The sequence below is a fragment of the Streptomyces sp. ICN903 genome (assembly GCF_022015835.1).
Lineage (GTDB): Bacteria > Actinomycetota > Actinomycetes > Streptomycetales > Streptomycetaceae > Streptomyces > Streptomyces fenghuangensis.
In genome coordinates, this window is sequence record NZ_JAKMAY010000120.1 from 1 (window position 1) to 15,899 (window position 15,899).

The 15,899-nt window shown below is 74.8% G+C and carries 15 protein-coding genes and 1 pseudogene; 4 read left to right on the forward strand and 12 right to left on the reverse strand.

Annotation, left to right across the window (positions count from 1 at the left end; genetic code table 11):
* The 6 genes from L7D48_RS14435 to L7D48_RS14460 all read right to left on the reverse strand — a co-directional run.
* A partial coding sequence (locus L7D48_RS14435; RefSeq protein ID WP_305853148.1) for a biotin/lipoyl-containing protein occupies positions 1 to 719 on the reverse strand: 719 nt, incomplete at its 3' end.
* Between the two features lie 59 nt (positions 720 to 778).
* Positions 779 to 2,167: a dihydrolipoyl dehydrogenase gene (gene lpdA, locus L7D48_RS14440; protein WP_237879842.1), complete on the reverse strand. Its 1,389-nt coding sequence runs from the start codon at positions 2,165 to 2,167 to the stop codon at positions 779 to 781.
* A 366-nt stretch (positions 2,168 to 2,533) separates the two neighbouring features.
* Positions 2,534 to 4,114 carry a leucyl aminopeptidase gene (locus L7D48_RS14445; RefSeq protein ID WP_237879843.1) on the reverse strand — a complete coding sequence of 527 codons (1,581 nt, stop codon included), beginning with the start codon at positions 4,112 to 4,114 and terminating at the stop codon, positions 2,534 to 2,536.
* A 189-nt stretch (positions 4,115 to 4,303) separates the two neighbouring features.
* The gene (locus L7D48_RS14450) at positions 4,304 to 5,158 is read right to left on the reverse strand and encodes an adenosylcobinamide-GDP ribazoletransferase (protein WP_374492240.1); all 855 of its coding nucleotides are present in this window, start codon (positions 5,156 to 5,158) and stop codon (positions 4,304 to 4,306) included.
* Between the two features lie 90 nt (positions 5,159 to 5,248).
* Positions 5,249 to 6,382 carry a nicotinate-nucleotide--dimethylbenzimidazole phosphoribosyltransferase gene (locus L7D48_RS14455; protein WP_237879844.1) on the reverse strand — a complete coding sequence of 378 codons (1,134 nt, stop codon included), beginning with the start codon at positions 6,380 to 6,382 and terminating at the stop codon, positions 5,249 to 5,251.
* A 42-nt stretch (positions 6,383 to 6,424) separates the two neighbouring features.
* The gene (locus L7D48_RS14460) at positions 6,425 to 7,648 is read right to left on the reverse strand and encodes a bifunctional adenosylcobinamide kinase/adenosylcobinamide-phosphate guanylyltransferase (protein ID WP_237879845.1); all 1,224 of its coding nucleotides are present in this window, start codon (positions 7,646 to 7,648) and stop codon (positions 6,425 to 6,427) included.
* Positions 7,649 to 7,836: 188 nt separating this feature from the next.
* On the opposite strand from L7D48_RS14460, the gene L7D48_RS14465 reads away from it, so the two are divergent.
* Entirely contained in the window at positions 7,837 to 8,049 is a 213-nt protein-coding gene (locus tag L7D48_RS14465) for a hypothetical protein (RefSeq protein ID WP_093848475.1), read from the forward strand.
* A 108-nt stretch (positions 8,050 to 8,157) separates the two neighbouring features.
* Here L7D48_RS14465 and L7D48_RS14470 read toward each other — a convergent pair whose 3' ends face one another.
* From L7D48_RS14470 to L7D48_RS14480, 3 genes are all read right to left on the reverse strand, one after another.
* Positions 8,158 to 9,225: a S1C family serine protease gene (locus L7D48_RS14470; protein ID WP_237879846.1), complete on the reverse strand. Its 1,068-nt coding sequence runs from the start codon at positions 9,223 to 9,225 to the stop codon at positions 8,158 to 8,160.
* Between the two features lie 163 nt (positions 9,226 to 9,388).
* Positions 9,389 to 10,180 carry a bifunctional 2-polyprenyl-6-hydroxyphenol methylase/3-demethylubiquinol 3-O-methyltransferase UbiG gene (locus tag L7D48_RS14475; RefSeq protein WP_237879847.1) on the reverse strand — a complete coding sequence of 264 codons (792 nt, stop codon included), beginning with the start codon at positions 10,178 to 10,180 and terminating at the stop codon, positions 9,389 to 9,391.
* Between the two features lie 62 nt (positions 10,181 to 10,242).
* Entirely contained in the window at positions 10,243 to 10,845 is a 603-nt protein-coding gene (locus tag L7D48_RS14480; protein WP_308312282.1) for a DUF3043 domain-containing protein, read from the reverse strand.
* A 249-nt stretch (positions 10,846 to 11,094) separates the two neighbouring features.
* On the opposite strand from L7D48_RS14480, the gene L7D48_RS14485 reads away from it, so the two are divergent.
* Together L7D48_RS14485 and L7D48_RS14490 are read left to right on the forward strand one after the other, a co-directional pair.
* Entirely contained in the window at positions 11,095 to 11,901 is an 807-nt protein-coding gene (locus tag L7D48_RS14485; RefSeq protein WP_237879848.1) for a PspA/IM30 family protein, read from the forward strand.
* A 78-nt stretch (positions 11,902 to 11,979) separates the two neighbouring features.
* A complete protein-coding gene (locus L7D48_RS14490; protein ID WP_237879849.1) occupies positions 11,980 to 12,270 on the forward strand; it encodes a hypothetical protein in 291 nt (96 codons plus the stop codon).
* Between the two features lie 34 nt (positions 12,271 to 12,304).
* On the opposite strand, the gene L7D48_RS14495 is transcribed toward L7D48_RS14490, so the two are convergent.
* Positions 12,305 to 13,216: a GNAT family N-acetyltransferase gene (locus tag L7D48_RS14495; protein WP_237879850.1), complete on the reverse strand. Its 912-nt coding sequence runs from the start codon at positions 13,214 to 13,216 to the stop codon at positions 12,305 to 12,307.
* An 83-nt stretch (positions 13,217 to 13,299) separates the two neighbouring features.
* Positions 13,300 to 14,520 (reverse strand): quinolinate synthase NadA, encoded by a 1,221-nt coding sequence (gene nadA / locus L7D48_RS14500; RefSeq protein ID WP_237879851.1) that lies wholly within the window; start codon positions 14,518 to 14,520, stop codon positions 13,300 to 13,302.
* A gap of 244 nt (positions 14,521 to 14,764) precedes the next feature.
* Between nadA and erpA the strand changes: the two genes are divergently transcribed.
* Positions 14,765 to 15,121: an iron-sulfur cluster insertion protein ErpA gene (gene erpA / locus L7D48_RS14505; protein WP_093655108.1), complete on the forward strand. Its 357-nt coding sequence runs from the start codon at positions 14,765 to 14,767 to the stop codon at positions 15,119 to 15,121.
* A 189-nt stretch (positions 15,122 to 15,310) separates the two neighbouring features.
* On the opposite strand, the pseudogene L7D48_RS14510 reads toward erpA, so the two are convergent.
* A pseudogene (locus tag L7D48_RS14510) lies at positions 15,311 to 15,899 on the reverse strand (hypothetical protein); the annotation flags it as partial.

Consider the following 15,899-nt stretch of genomic DNA (forward strand, 5'->3'; position numbering starts at 1 on the left):
GCCTGCGGTTCGGGCTGGGCCTGGGGCTCGGGCTGCGCCGGGGCGGGAGCCTGGGCCGGAGCGGCACCGGCGGCGCCGATCACGGCCAGCTTCGCGCCGACCTCCGCCGTCTCGTCCTCGCCCACCACGATCTCCAGCAGGGTGCCGGAGGCGGGGGCCGGGATCTCGGTGTCGACCTTGTCGGTCGACACCTCCAGCAGCGGCTCGTCGGCCTCGACCTCCTCGCCGACCGACTTCAGCCAGCGGGTGACGGTGCCCTCGGTGACGGACTCGCCGAGCGCCGGCAACACCACATCGGTGCCCTCCGCCGCACCGCCGGACGGGGCGGCCTGCTGCGGAGCCTGAGCCTGGGCGGGCTCGGGCTGCGCCTGCGGCTCGGGCTGCGCCTGGGGCTCGGGCTGGGCCTGGGGCTGCGCGGGGGCGGCCTGCGGCTCGGGAGCCGGAGCCTCGGCCTGGGCGGGCGCCTCGGCCGGAGCGCCGCTTCCGTCGTCGATCACGGCCAGCTCGGCGCCGACCTCGACCGTCTCGTCCTCGGCGACCTTGATGGAGGACAGGGTGCCGGAGGCGGGGGAGGGGATCTCGGTGTCGACCTTGTCGGTCGACACCTCCAGCAGGGGTTCGTCGGCCTCGACGTGCTCACCCTCGGCCTTCAGCCAGCGGGTGACGGTGCCCTCGGTGACGCTCTCGCCGAGCGCCGGCAGGGTTACGGAAACCGCCATGGTTTCGGTTGCTCCTAACGAAAAGTGCGAATGGCGTGGTGCTCTCGCGCCCGGGAGGATCAGTCGTGGGAGTGCAGCGGCTTGCCGGCCAGGGCCAGGTGGGCCTCGCCGAGGGCCTCGTTCTGCGTCGGGTGCGCGTGGACGAGCTGCGCGACCTCGGCGGGCAGAGCCTCCCAGTTGTAGATGAGCTGGGCCTCGCCGACCTGCTCGCCCATCCGGTCACCGACCATGTGGACGCCGACCACGGCACCGTCGCGGACCTGGACGAGCTTGATCTCGCCCTGCGTCTTGAGGATCTTGCTCCTGCCGTTGCCGCCGAGGTTGTACTTCAGCGTCACGACCTTGTCCGCGCCGTGGATCTCCTTGGCCTTGGCCTCGGTCAGACCGACGGAGGCGACCTCGGGGTGGCTGTAGGTCACGCGCGGCACGCCGTCGTAGTCGATCGGCACGACGTCCATGCCGGCCAGCCGCTCGGCCACCAGGATGCCCTCGGCGAAGCCGACGTGGGCGAGCTGGAGGGTCGGGATGAGGTCGCCGACGGCCGAGATGGTGGGCACGTTGGTGCGGCAGTACTCGTCCACCAGGACGTAGCCGCGGTCCATGTCGACCCCGGCCTCCTCGTAGCCCAGCCCCTGCGAGACCGGACCGCGGCCGATGGCGACGAGCAGCAGCTCGGCCTCGTACTCCTTGCCGTTGGCCAGGGAGACCTTCACACCGTTGTCGGTGTACTCCGCCTTCTCGAAGAAGGAACCGAGCGAGAACTTGATGCCGCGCTTGCGGAAGGCGCGCTCCAGCAGCTTGGAGCTGTTCTCGTCCTCGGCCGGCACCAGGTGGGGCAGGCCCTCGACGATGGTGACGTCGGTGCCGAAGGACTTCCACGCGGAGGCGAACTCGCAGCCGATGACGCCGCCGCCCAGGATGACGACGGACTGCGGCACGCGGTCCAGCTTCAGCGCGTGGTCGGAGTTGATGATCCGGTTGCCGTCGATCTCCAGACCCGGGATCGACTTGGGCACCGAGCCGGTGGCCAGCAGGATGTGCCGGCCCTCGTAGCGCTGCCCGTTCACGTCCACCGAGGTCGGGGAGGAAAGGCGGCCCTCGCCCTCCACGTAGGTGATCTTGCGGGAGGCGATCAGCCCCTGCAGGCCCTTGTACAGGCCCGAGATCACACCGTCCTTGTACTTGTGGACGGCCGGCATGTCGATGCCCTCGAAGGTGGCCTTGACGCCGAAGCCGGCGCTCTCGCGCGCGGAGTCGGCCACCTCGCCGGCGTGCAGCAGGGCCTTCGTCGGGATGCAGCCGTAGTGCAGACAGGTACCGCCGACCTTGTCCTTCTCGATCAGGGCGACGTCCAGACCCAGCTGCGAAGCCCGCAGGGCAGCGGCATAACCGCCGCTACCGCCTCCGAGGATCACTAGGTCGAAAACGGTGCTGGCGTCGTTCGCCACGTCACGTCCTCCATGCATGGGTACGCCGGAGCCGGTCCGTCGGAGACCGGGCGGCTGTATGTTCGGCCGCTTCTTGCTCGGCCCTGTGGGTTGAGCGGGCCCTGTCCTGCCGAGACAACATCTTTGCACTTGTCGGCGGACAGTGGGACGCCGGGCCGGTGTCCCAGCCCCTCATACCCAGATGAACAGGAGGATTGCGAGCGGGTACGCGTGTCTACCGGACAGTAGGCCGACCGGGATCGCTCACAGCGAACGTGCCGGGACGGGAGCGGGCCGGAGCCGGACGCGACGCGCGCCGGGGCCCCGGGGGCTTTCCGCCCCCGGGGCCCCGGCGGTGCGGCCCTCACAGGGGCCGCCGGGCGACCGTCAGAGAACGTCCCCCGCCGCGGCGCGCTCGGCGAGGCGGACCAGGGTGCGCACCGCGCATCCGGTGCCGCCCTTGGGGGTGTAGCCGAAGGGGCCGGACTCGTTGAAGGCCGGACCGGCGATGTCCAGGTGCGCCCAGGCGGTGCCCTCGGCGACGAACTCCTTCAGGAACAGGCCGGCCACCAGGCCGCCGCCCATCCGCTCGCCCATGTTGGCGATGTCGGCGATCGGCGAGTCCATGCCCTTGCGCAGATGGCCGGGGAGCGGCATCGGCCACGACGGCTCGCCCACCTCGGTCGCGCTGTCGTGGACGGCCGTGCGGAAGGCGTCGTCGTTGGCCATCACGCCGAACGTGCGGCCGCCCAGCGCCAGCATCATCGCGCCGGTCAGGGTCGCCACGTCCACCACCGCGTCCGGCTTCTCCTCGCAGGCCCGGGTCAGGGCGTCGGCCAGCACCAGGCGGCCCTCGGCGTCGGTGTTGAGCACCTCGACCGTCTTGCCGCTGTACATGGTCAGGACGTCGCCCGGCCGGGTCGCGGTGCCCGAGGGCATGTTCTCCGCCAGCGCCAGCCAGCCGGTGACGTTCACCCGCAGACCCAGGCGGGCGGCGGCGACCACGGCGGCGAAGACGGCGGCGGCACCGCTCATGTCGCACTTCATGGTCTCGTTGTGGCCGGCCGGCTTGAGCGAGATGCCGCCCGAGTCGTAGGTGATGCCCTTGCCGACCAGGGCCAGGGTCTTCTTCGCCTTGGAGTGGGTGTAGGACAGGCGCACCAGGCGCGGCGGGTTCGCAGAGCCCTGCCCGACGCCGATGATGCCGCCGTAACCGCCCTTGGCCAGCGCCTTCTCGTCCAGCACCTCCACCGTCAGCCCGTGCTCCTTGGCCGCGCTCTGCACGGCGGCGGCGAAGGACTTCGGGAACAGGTCGTTGGAGGGGGTGTTGACCAGGTCGCGGGCGCGGTTGACCTCAGCGGCCAGCACCTCGGCCCGCTCGGCGGCGGCCTTGTGCGCCTTGTCGCGGGGCTTGGCCCCGAGCACGGTGACCTCGGCGAGCGGGGCGCTCCTGTCGCCGTCCCCGCCCTTGCCGTCCCTGCCCTTCTTCCCCTTGGAGGCGCCCTTGCCGCCCTTGGCGTTCCTGTCCTCCTTGCCGCGGTACTCGGTGAAGGAGTAGGCGCCCAGCAGCGCGCCCTCGCAGACGGCGGCCAGGGACGCCTCGTCCCCGGCCGGCAGGGCGAAGCCTGCCTTCTTCCGGCCGGCCAGCGCGCGGGCGGCCGCACCGGCCGCGCGGCGCAGCGCCTCCGGCTCGTACGGCCCGTCCCCCTCCGGCGCGTCACCGAGCCCGACCGCCAGCACCAGGTCGGCCTTCACCCCGTCCGGGGCGGGCAGCTTGGTGACCTCCCCCTCGCCGCCCGACGCGCCGAGGGTCTCCAGAACGCCGGCCAGGGAGTCGCCGAACGCCTGGTCCAGGGTCTCGCCGCCCGGAGCGACCACAGGCCCGTCCGGGCCCTTGGCCACACCGACGACGACGGCGTCCGCGCGCAGCGTCGCGGCGGACGAGGAACTGAGAGTGAGAGCAGACACAGTGGTGGGAATCCCTCTTCCGATGGGCAAGCCGAGTGGATGTGCACGGCTTCGGGCACGGGCCGAGCCTACGTCGCGGCCCGAAGCGCCCCGCCGTCGGCTCCGGGCGGTGGTTTCCGTGCACCGCTCGGAACCGGTGGCGGGGCGTGACGGAAGCACGGACCGTCCCGCGGAATTCTCCGAGGGGGGTCAACCCAGCGCAAGCACCACCAGGCAGGCGGTCAGCGCGGTTTCGCCCACCGCGCCGAAGACGTCGCCGGTCACCCCGCCCAGTCGGCGGCGGCAGCGGGCCAGCAGCAGATGCGCCGAGCCCAGCGCCACCACGACCGCCGCGGCGCACCGCACGGCCCCGTACGGTCCCCACAGCGCCCCCGCGCCCGCCGCCGCCGAGACCACCGCCGCACAGGTCAGGACGGCGGCCCGCGGGGGCACCGCACCGGCGACCGCCGCGCCCAGCCCGCCGGGGCGGGCCGCGGGGACGCCCTCGCGGGCGGTGAGCGTCAGCGCGGCGCGCGCGGCCACCGCGGAGACGGTCACCGCGACCGCGGCCCACGCCCAGCCGGCGGCGTACACCCCGGCCACCGCCGCCACCTGGGCGAGCAGCACCAGCAGCAGGGTGACCACCCCGAACGGGCCGATGTCGGAGCGCTTCATCACCTCCAGCGCGCCCTCGGCGGGGCGGCCGCTGCCCAGGCCGTCGGCGACGTCCGCGAGCCCGTCCAGGTGCAGACCGCGCGTCAGCACGGCGGGCACCGCGACGGTGGCGACCGCCGCGAGCAGCGGTGAGGCGCCCAGCAGCAGCGCGACACCCCCGGCGGCGGCCGCGCACAGCCCGGCCACCAGGCCCACCAGCGGGGCGCACACCATGCCCGCGCGGGCCGCGGCCCGGTCCCAGCGGGCCCCGGAGACCGGCAGCACGGTGAGCGTGCCGAAGGCGAAGCGCACCCCGTCCCGCACGCCGGCGGACGGCGGGGCGGGTGGCGGCGGGGCGGGCGGCGGATGCCGCGGCGGTGGGTCCTGCGGCGGCTGCGGGACGGAGTCCACGGGCTCTCCTGCGTTCTGCCTGCGAGAGGACGGCCGGGCTCGGCCGGCGTACGGGCTCAGGTGGCGGACCGGCTCAAGCGGCGGACCGGCTCAGGTGGCGTCGAGCGCCCGCGCGGCTCCGGCCCGGTCCGCGTCCGGCCCCGCCGGCGCGGCGCCCTCCTGCCCTTGAAGCTCCTGACGCACCGGCAGCTCCGCCGCCAGCGCGGCCGCGGCCCGGACCAGGGGGAGGGCGAGCAGCGCGCCGGTGCCCTCGCCCGCGGTGACGCCGTGGTCCAGCAGCGGGTCGAGCGCCATCCGGTCCAGTGCCTTGGCCTGCGCGGGCTCCCCGCTCGCCGAACCGGCCAGCCACCAGTCCGGCGCCCGGAACGCCACGCGCTGGGCGACCAGCGCGCACGCGGCGCCGACCACGCCGTCGAGGACCACGGGGGTGCGGCGCACGGCCGACTGGAGCAGGAAGCCGGTGATCGCGGTCAGGTCCGCCCCGCCGACGGTCGCCAGCAGCCTCAGCTGGTCCCCCAGGACGGGCCGGGCGCGGCGCAGCCCGTCGCGGATCGCCGCGCACTTGCGCATCCAGGCCAGGTCGTCGATGCGCCCGCCGCCGCGGCCGGTGACCACGGAGGCGTCGGTGCCGCACAGGGCGGCGACCAGCACCCCGGCCGCCGTGGTGCCGCCGACGGAGATGTCGCCCAGGACCACCAGATCGGTCCCGGCGTCGGCCTCCTCGTCGGCGACGGCCATCCCGGCCCGGAAGGCGCGCTCGGCCTCCTCGGCGGTCAGGGCGTCCTCGGTGTCCAGACGTCCGCCGGAGCGCCGCACCCGGTGGCGGGTGACCTCCGCGGGCAGCTCGCCCGGGTCGCAGTCCAGCGACATGTCGACGATCCGCAGCGGCACGTCGAGGCGGCGCGCCAGCACCGCCGCCGGACTCGTGCCGTCCAGGGCGGCGCGCACCAGGGCGTGCGCGCCCCCGGCGGGCCGGGCGGAGACGCCCAGCCGGGCCACCCCGTGGTCCCCGGCGAACAGCACGGCCTTCGGCCGCGAGACGGGCTCCACGGGGACGCGGCCCTGCGCCGCCGCCAGCCACTCGCCCAGTTCGTCCAGCCGCCCCAGCGCCCCGGCCGGCAGGCCGGTCCGGGCGCGCCGCTCCTCGGCGTCCCGGCGGACGCCGCTGTCGGGACGCTCGATGAGGTCGCCGAAGTCGTCGAGATTCAGGCTGCCGTCGCTCATGGGGGCGACACTACCGTTCCCCGTACGGCCCCCGGCCGGCGCTCAGCCGCGCAGCGGCAGGGCGGTGCCCGCCGTGACCAGCAGGACGTGTTCGCACTCGGCCGCCACCGCCGCGTTCAGCCGGCCCAGCTCGTCGCGGAAGCGGCGGCCGGCGGCGGTGGCGGGCACCACGCCCGAGCCGACCTCGTTGCTGACCGCCACCACCGTGCGGGAGGCGGCGCGGAAGGCCGCGACCAGGGCGCCGGTCCGCCCGGCCAGCGCGCGGGGGGCCTCGCCGCTCCTCCAGCGGCCGTCGTCCCAGGCGCCGGCGCGGTCCATCGCGTCGGTCAGCCACAGGGCCAGGCAGTCGACCAGCATCGGCGGGGCGTCCTCGGCGGTGAGCAGTGGCACCAGGTCGCAGGTCTCGGCCGTGCGCCAGGAGGGCGGGCGGCGCTCCCGGTGGGCGGCCACCCGGGCCGCCCACTCCCGGTCGCCGTCCCGGGTGCCGCCCGTGGCGACGTACAGCACGTCCGGGAAGGCCGCCAGTCGCCGCTCGGCCTCGGCGGACTTGCCCGAGCGCGCGCCGCCCAGGACCAGCGTGCGCCGGGGCAGATCGGGGACCGCCCGGTAGTCGCCGACCACCACCGTGGCCCCGTCCGGCTCGGTCCGCGCGCCCGCGGCGGCCAGCCGCCGGTGCAGCTCGGGGCCGGGCGGAACGTCGTGGTCGATGTGGACGGCCAGCACGTCCGTGGTCGGGCCCACGGCCCCGGCCGCCCGCAGCCGGGCGAGCGCGTCGGGACGGTCCAGGACGTCCATCAGCACCAGGGCGTACGGGGCGCGGGAGCCGTCGGACGGCGGGTCCGCGAGGCCGGCTCCCGGCGGCAGGTACAGCAGGCGCTCGCCGTCGGGCCCGCCGATCTCGTACCCGGTGCCCGGCGCGTCCAGCGCCACCGCCCGCACCCGGTGGCCGCTGATCAGCGTCAGCCTCCGCCCCTCGGGCACCCGCACCGGCGCGGGCAGCCCGGCCGGAACCTCCGGGGCCGGCCCCTGGCCGGGCCCTTCGGGGGAGTGGGACAGCAGCACCTGCCGCACACCGTGCAGCGAACTGCCCGCGCGGGCGGCCGCCAGTGCGGGGCCGGGGGTCAGGTCGAGCAGCAGGACGCCGTCCACGAGCAGCGCGGTCGCCGCCCGCGCCCGGTCACGTGCGGCGGTGGCGCAGGCCGCGCAGGGGCAACCGGGTCTGGGGAGACCGGCGGGGGCGCCGGTGCCGAGCAGAGTCAGTTCCACGGCACGATCGTCTCGCGCCCGCCGGGCCGCCGCGCGAGGGGGGCGGGGCCGGTCCGCGCGGATCGGCCGGGCAGGGCCTAGTCTGCGGACAGCGGGACAGGATCTGTGGACGTACGGCGGCAGCCGGCGCGGTACGGCACGGGGACGGGCCGCGGACAGGGTACGGACAAGGGACAGGGGAGGCGCACATGGCGTGGACGTGGCGGTTCGAGAAGGCCGACGGCACGGAGACGGAGCCGGCCGTCCGGCCGGAGGAGTTCTCCACCCAGGGGGACGCGGAGAGCTGGATCGGCGAGACCTGGAGGGAACTGCTGGAGGGCGGCGTCGAGCAGGTGAGGCTGCTGGAGGACGGCACCGAGATCTACGGGCCCATGAGCCTGAGCGCGGCCGAGGAGGCCTGAGGGCCCGGGGTCGGCGGAGACCGGCGGGGGCCGGCCCTCGCGCGGCCGGCCCCCGCGTGCCCGGGCGTGTGCGTCCGGGGTCTCCGCGACCCCGGTCCCGCCGTACCGTCAGCGCTCGCCCAGGGTGACCGCGACGGTCCGCTCCCCGCCGCCGCGCCGGTAGGTGATCTTCACCTCGTCGCCCGGCTCACGGGAGGCCAGCGCCTCCGCCAGCGCGGTGGTGTCCGGGATCTCCTCGCCGCCGAGCCCGACGATCACGTCGCCCGCCCGGAGGCCGGCCTCGTCCGCCGCGCCGCCCTCCTCGGTCTCCACGATCGCGACCCCGGCGGGCCGGTAGTCCTCGCCCAGGACGGTGCGCACCGTCGCCTCGATCGCCGCCTCGTCGGAGTCGACCACCTCGCCGTGCTCGATCATCTGGTCGGCCAGATGCCGGACGGTGTCGGAGGGGATGGCGAAGCCCAGGCCCGGAGCCGTGCCGCCGTCCCCGCCGGGGGAGCGGGCGGCCAGGGTGGGCACGCCGATGACGCGGCCGGAGAGGTCGACCAGCGCACCGCCGCTGTTGCCCGGATTGATCGGCGCCGAGGTCTGGATCAGGTTGCCGATGGTGGCCTCGGCGCTTCCCTCGCTGATGGCGCGGCCGGTGGCCGAGATGATCCCCTCGGTGACGCTGGAGGACAGCCCCAGCGGGTTGCCCATGGCCAGGACGATCTGGCCGACGTCCACCTCACCCGAGTCCCCGAAGGTCGCCGGGCGCAGGCCGCCGGGCGGGTCGGTGAGCTTCACCACCGCCAGGTCCTCCTCCGGATAGCTGGCGACCAGCTCCGCGTCCAGTTCGTCCCGCCCGGTGGCCATGGTGATCCGGAACCGCTCGGCGTCCCCCACCACATGGGCGTTGGTGACGATGTGGCCCTCGCCGTCGTAGACCACGCCCGAGCCCAGCCCCTCCCCGGTGGTGACCTGGACGACGGACGGCAGGACCTGGTCGACCACCTTCTGGAAGGACTCCTGCAGGTCGCCGGCCGTGGCCGGAACGGGGACGGTGGCGCTGGGGGAGGGCGAGGCGCCGGCGTCGCCGGGGGAGTCCGAGCCGGTGCAGCCGGCGAGCAGCACGGCGGCCGCGCACAGGGCGGCGGCGCCCTGCGCGCGGCGCCCGCCGCGCGATGGGGAACGGGTCATGGGAACGGGTGCCCCCTTGCTGGTCTTCCGCGGGTCTTCCACTGGTCCGCGCGGCCGGCACGACCGGACCGCGGAGTGTCCGGGTCCCCACGGGGGAGCGGCCGGAAACGCGGCGCGTGCGGGGACCGTCCGCGGCACGCCGGCCGCGCGGGGGACGGGACGCTCAGCCGCGTGCGGCGCACAGGTGCAGCAGGGCCGCCACCGCGCGGTACGGATCGGTGCGCCCGGCCCGCTCCTCGGCGGCCAGCAGCCGCTCACCGGCCTCGCCGCCGGGCAGGGGGCGGTCCTCACCGGTGAAGACCCGCACCCCGTACCACCGGTGCACCGGGGTGCTCATCCCGGCCAGGGTGGCGGTCAGCGCCTCGCGGCGCAGGGGGCGCTCGGCCGGGCCGGGCGGTGCGAGGCGGGCCAGGGCGCCGGCCCAGTCGCCGGCCAGCCCCGGCCGCATGGCCGCCGCCTCGGTGTTGGGCACCAGCAGCGACAGCAGCCCGCCGGGGGCCAGCACCCGGCCCAGCCCGGCCAGCAGCGGGCCCGCCTCGTCGCCGGGGGCCAGTACTCCGTGGCAGAGCACCACGTCGAAGGAGCCGGGCAGGAAGTGCGCGCCGGTGCTGCGGCTGTCGCCCGGGACGACGCGCATCCGCTCCCGTATGCCCGCCGGCTCCCCCTCGAGGCTCCGGCGTACGGCGTCCGCCAGGGCGGGGTCGGACTCCAGGCCGGTCACCTCGTGCCCGGCGCGGGCCAGCGCCAGGGCCTGCAGCCCGTGGCGCAGCGCCACGTCCAGGACGCGCAGCCGCCGCCCCACGGGGAAGCGCGAGGTGATCTGCTCCTCCAGCTGCCGGGCGACCAGCGCCTGCCCCACGGCGTCGTCGTGGCGCAGGGCGCCGCGCGGTGCGTCGCGCCGTGCGTCGCGCGGTGTGTCCGCGTGGTCCTCGTCGTGTCGTACGGCTGTGTCCATCGATGGGTCCGCCGGTGGTCCGTCACTGCTTGGCCGGGACAAGGGCTCCACTTCGCGCACCGTCAGCGGCGCGGGGCCTCGCCGCGGGCGATCTGCGGCTTGGGCAGCCGCATACGACGCATCTGGAGGGTGCGCATCAGCGCGTAGGCCACCGCACCCCGCCGGTTCTCGTCGGGGAAGCGCTCGGCCAGAGCCTTCTTCAGCCGGAAGCCGGTGAGGACGGAGTCGACCACGATCATCACGATGACGCCCAGCCACAGCAGCAGGGAGGCGTTCTTCACCTGCATCGACGGCACCATGCTCAGGATCAGGATGACCACGGCCAGCGGCAGGAAGAACTCCGCGACGTGCCACTTGGCGTCGACGAAGTCGCGGGTGTAGCGCCGCACCGGGCCGCGGTCGCGGGCCGGCAGGTAGCGCTCGTCGCCGCCGGCCAGGGCCTCGCGCTGCCGCGCCAGTTCGGCGCGACGGGCCTCGCGGGCGCGCCGGGCGGCCTCCTTGCGGTCGGCCGGCGGCTTGGCCACGGCACGGCGCAGCGCCTCGGCCTCGCTGCGCTTGGGCGTGGGGCGGCCCTTGGGGGCCTGCGGGTCACGGCGCTGCTTGGTCAGCTCCGCGCTCTCCCGGGGGGACGCGGTCTGCTCATCACGAGAACGGCTTCGGAACACACTGCCAAGAGTACGGGGCGACCAGGTGTGGCCCCCACCCCCACGGGGAACGATCCGGCAACGGCGGGTCGCCGTACCCCCTGCTACTTCCTGGGCGGGAGAAACACCGTTCGCCGATCGTCCTGGAGGAGGAGCACTTCCGGGTCCGAACAGTGCGGTAATGGAAGCAGGGCCCGTAGGGTGGGACCTGTCGGTGTGCGAGGTTCAGTCCGTCTTCGAAGGGGGCGCGCGAAGCCCATGAGCGGTGTCATGAAGCGTATGGGGATGATCTTCCGCGCGAAGGCCAACAAGGCCCTGGACCGGGCCGAGGATCCGCGCGAGACGCTCGACTACTCGTACCAGAAGCAGCTCGAACTGCTGCAGAAGGTGCGCCGCGGGGTCGCCGACGTGGCGACCTCCCGCAAGCGGCTGGAGCTCCAGCTCAACCAGCTCCAGGGCCAGTCCTCCAAGCTGGAGGACCAGGGCCGCAAGGCACTCGCCCTCGGCCGCGAGGACCTGGCGCGCGAGGCGCTCTCCCGCCGCGCCGCCCTCCAGCAGCAGGTGACCGATCTGGAGCAGCAGCACCAGACGCTCCAGGGCGAGGAGGAGAAGCTCACCCTCGCCGCCCAGCGCCTCCAGGCCAAGGTGGACGCCTTCCGCACCAAGAAGGAGACCATCAAGGCCACCTACACCGCCGCCCAGGCCCAGACCCGCATCGGCGAGGCCTTCTCCGGCATCTCCGAGGAGATGGGCGACGTCGGTCTGGCCGTCCAGCGGGCCGAGGACAAGACCGCGCAGCTCCAGGCCCGGGCCGGGGCGATCGACGAACTGCTCGCCTCCGGGGCCCTGGACGACTCCAGCGGACTGGCCAAGGACGACATCGCGGCAGAGCTGGACCGCATCTCCGGCGGCTCCGACGTGGAGCTGGAGCTCCAGCGCATGAAGGCCGAGCTGGCCGGCGGCACCGGCGGCGACCGGCAGGCCATCGAGGGCGGGCAGGAGCAGGCCGCGCAGCCCCGGGAGCAGTCCCAGCAGGCGCCGCGGTCCCAGGACGCTCCCCGCTTCGACAAGCAGTAGCAGCAGCGGTGCGCCGGGGAAGCATCACCCCCGGCGCACCGGGCACCCGTCCTCCGGGAAGCCCGGAAGGAGATCGCCGTGATCGTACGGATCATGGGGGAGGGGCAGGTCAGGCTGGACGACAGCCATCTGCCCGGCCTGAACGCACTGGACGACGAGCTGCTCCACGAGATGGAGCACGGTGACGAGGCGGGCTTCCGCCGCACCCTCAACGCCCTGCTGGACGCCGTGCGCTCGCTGGGCGCGCCCCTGCCGGACGACGCCCTGGAGCCCTCGGACCTGATCCTGCCCGAGCCCGGCGCCACGCTGGAAGAGGTGCGCGCCATGCTGGGCGAGGACGGGCTGTTCCCCGCCGACGCCCCCGCCTGAGGGGCCGGGAGCCGCCCGCACCGGCGGGCGGGCGTCACGGGAACGCGGCGGAGGGGATGTACGGCGACGGCGGCCGCATCCCGCGCAGCCCCACCCAGCCCGCGGTGTCCGGCTCCAGCCCGGCGGCCAGCCCGACGTCCAGGGCCCACTGCTGCTCGGCGGTCAGCCCCTCGATCCGCACCCGGCGGCCCTCGCCAGCAGCCCCCAGGGCGGCGGTCAGCAGCCGGGTGGCCAGCCGCCGCGAGGTCGCGCCCAGCAGCTCCACCCGGACCTCGGAGCCGGCGCCCCCAGGGCCCCCGGGGGCGCCGGAGATGTAGCAGTAGCCGCTGCCGGCGAAGTCGTCGGTGACCAGCAGCCCGGCGTGGCGCGGCAGCTCCTCGTGGTCCGGCCCGTGGGCGCCGCCGCGCAGACGGCGGTCCACCGAGTCCATCAGGTCGCGGTCCTTGGGGCCGCCCTCGGCCACCGCGCCGTCGGGAGCGGGGAGCGAGGCGGTCGAGACCGTCCCCGTCAGCCGGGTGGCCGGGTGCAGTTCCAGACCCGCCCGGCGGCAGACGCGGGCCGCGACCGGGTGGGGCGGCACCAGGGCGATCCCGCGCAGGCAGCCGCGGCCGTACTCCAGCGCGCGCTTCAGCAGGGCCCCGCCCACGCCCCGGCCCCGCGCCTCGGGCAGCACCGCGAGCAGCGACAACCCCCAGGTGCCCTCCCGGCGGGCGGACAGCACGACCCCGACGGGGCGTCCGGCGGCGTCCTCGGCCAGCCAGCAGCCGCCGGGGTCGGTACGGGCCAGGTGGCGGGCGTGGTACGGGCGGCGGACGGCCGGCGCGGGCAGCGGCGCGCGACCGGGCGGAGGATCGCGGGGTGAGGGCGGTGCCAGGAGGGCGGCGTCCGCGACGAACCGCACGGCCTGGGCGTCGTCCTCACGGTCGCGTACCGGGCGCAGCAGCATGACGGCCATCCTGGCCGACCGCGCCGCGCCCGGTCACGCGCGTCACGCGTCCCGCACGGACCTGCCGGGGCTCACGGCAGTGCTCACGGCAGGGCGAGCATCCGCTCCAGGGCCAGCTTGGCGAACTTCTCGGTCTCCGGGTCGACCTGGATGCGGTTGACGACCTTGCCGTCGGCCAGCGACTCCAGGGCCCACACCAGATGGGGCAGGTCGATCCGGTTCATGGTCGAGCAGAAGCAGACCGTCCGGTCCAGGAAGACGACCTCCTTGCCCTCGGGGGCGAAGCGGTTCGCCAGCCGGCGCACCAGGTTCAGCTCGGTGCCGATGGCCCACTTGGAGCCGGCCGGGGCCGCTTCCAGGGTCTTGATGATGTACTCGGTGGAGCCCACGTGATCGGCCGCCGCGACGACCTCGTGGCGGCACTCGGGGTGCACCAGCACGTTGACGCCGGGGACGCGTTCGCGCACGTCGTTCACCGAGTCCAGCGTGAAGCGCCCGTGCACCGAGCAGTGGCCGCGCCACAGGATCATCTTCGCCGCCCGCAGTTCCTCGGCGGTCAGACCGCCGCCCGGCTTGTGCGGGTTGTAGACGACGCAGTCCTCCAGGGACATCCCCATGTCCCGCACGGCGGTGTTGCGGCCCAGGTGCTGGTCGGGCAGGAACAGCACCTTCTCCCCCTGCCCGAAGGCCCAGTCCAGTGCCCGCCTGGCGTTGGAGGAGGTGCAGATGGTGCCGCCGTGCCGCCCGGTGAAGGCCTTGATGTCGGCCGAGGAGTTCATGTACGAGACCGGAACGGTGGTGTCGGCGACGCCCGCCTCGGTCAGCACGTCCCAGCACTCGGCGACCTGCTCGGCGGTGGCCATGTCAGCCATCGAGCAGCCCGCGGCCAGGTCGGGCAGGACGACCTGCTGCCGGTCGGAGGTGAGGATGTCGGCGGACTCGGCCATGAAGTGCACGCCGCAGAAGACGATGTACTCCGCCTCCGGGCGGGCGGCGGCGTCCCGGGCGAGCTTGAAGGAGTCGCCGGTGACGTCGGCGAACTGGATGACCTCGTCGCGCTGGTAGTGGTGGCCGAGCACGAAGACCTTCTCGCCCAGCCGCTCCTTCGCCGCGCGGGCGCGCTCGATCAGGCCGGGGTCCGACGGGGAGGGCAGGTCGCCGGGGCACTCCACTCCGCGCTCGCTCCTCGGGTCGGCGTCGCGGCCGAGGAGGAGCAGGGCCAGCGGGGTCGGCTGGACGTCCAGGGCGTCCCCGGGGGTGGCCGGGGCAGGGGCGGAAGGCGGGGCGGTGTTCACGGCACGCACCCTTTCATCGGCTCAGCGGGTCTTTTCGTCGGATTGACGTTATCTATCATAACCTCTTCACGTCATATTGACGATGCCGATCGCGTCAGTGTGACGCAATCCCCGCCCGTACGCGCGGGAGTGACCGCCGGGCGCCGGGTGTGCGAGCATGAAAGACGCAAGACGCGCCCGGCCTGGAATGAAACCGGGAAGCCGCCTGTTGAGCAGGCGGCAGAGCAGTCCGTACAACCCGGGAGAGAAGCAGATGTCCGTATCGGACGAAACCGCTGTGACGACTGACGGAATCATCCTGTCCGACGCCGCCGCGGCGAAGGTCAAGAGCCTGCTCGAACAGGAGGGCCGCGAGGACCTGGCCCTGCGCGTCGCCGTTCAGCCCGGCGGCTGCTCCGGCCTGCGGTACCAGCTCTTCTTCGACGAGCGGTCGCTGGACGGCGACGTCGTCAAGGAGTTCGACGGTGTCCGCGTCGTGACCGACCGGATGAGCGCCCCGTACCTGGGCGGCGCCTCCATCGACTTCGTCGACACCATCGAGAAGCAGGGCTTCACCATCGACAACCCGAACGCCACGGGCTCCTGCGCCTGCGGCGACTCCTTCAGCTGAGCCGCTCCGGCCGGTCCGGGCAGCCCGCCCGGCACCGGCGCGCACACGACACACCGTAAGGCGGCGGCCCCGACCGGGGCCGCCGCCTTCGGCATGCCGCTCCGGCACCTCGCGCGCCGCACCTCACACGCCGCACAGGGGAGTGGGGGGGAGGGCGCGGGCCCGGCCCGCGCCCTCCCCCCCACTCGTTCACTTACTCGGAGCGCCCTCGGGCAGCCGCTCGCCCTTTCCGTCCACGATGTCGCGGTCGCCGACCGGCTCGTCGAGCTCCACCTCCACGGTCATGTCCTTGGCGACCATCACACAGGCCCTGCCCGGCTCCCGTGGCTCGCCGGTGATCCGCACCGTCACCTTCCCGGCGCTCTCCTCGGCACTCGCGCGGTACTCGTCGCACACCCCGCCCCAGAAGTGGACGGTGAGCCTGCGGTCCTCGGGCCCGTACTCCTCGACGTAGGTGGCGGTCTCGATCCGCTCCCCGGGACGCGGGCCGGGGGAGCCCGGCGCGGACGTGGACTCGTCCCCGTCCCCGGCGGGGGGCGGCGCCAGGAACTCCGGCTCCACCGCCGGGTGGGTCACCGTGTGCGTCCCCCCGCCCTCCGGCGCCACCTCGAACAGCCAGGAGGGAACGAGCAGTTCACGGCCCTGCGAGGAGTACGGCGACAGCCCGAACTCCGCCCCCGTCACCTTCACCGGCTCGCTGTCCCCGGCCGGGCCGCAGGGCTCGGGACCGCCCGCGCCGCCCGGCCGCTCCGGATCGCCGTCGGCGGGCGGGACGTCT

Coding starts and splice junctions, on each gene's coding strand:
- L7D48_RS14455 (WP_237879844.1), bottom strand. CDS start 6,382: ATGAGCGACGGCAGCCTGAATCTCGACGACTTCGGCGACCTCATCGAG.
- L7D48_RS14475 (WP_237879847.1), bottom strand. CDS start 10,180: ATGGACACAGCCGTACGACACGACGAGGACCACGCGGACACACCGCGC.
- L7D48_RS14465 (WP_093848475.1), top strand. CDS start 7,837: ATGGCGTGGACGTGGCGGTTCGAGAAGGCCGACGGCACGGAGACGGAG.
- L7D48_RS14470 (WP_237879846.1), bottom strand. CDS start 9,225: ATGACCCGTTCCCCATCGCGCGGCGGGCGCCGCGCGCAGGGCGCCGCC.
- L7D48_RS14485 (WP_237879848.1), top strand. CDS start 11,095: ATGAAGCGTATGGGGATGATCTTCCGCGCGAAGGCCAACAAGGCCCTG.
- L7D48_RS14495 (WP_237879850.1), bottom strand. CDS start 13,216: ATGCTGCTGCGCCCGGTACGCGACCGTGAGGACGACGCCCAGGCCGTG.
- erpA (WP_093655108.1), top strand. CDS start 14,765: ATGTCCGTATCGGACGAAACCGCTGTGACGACTGACGGAATCATCCTG.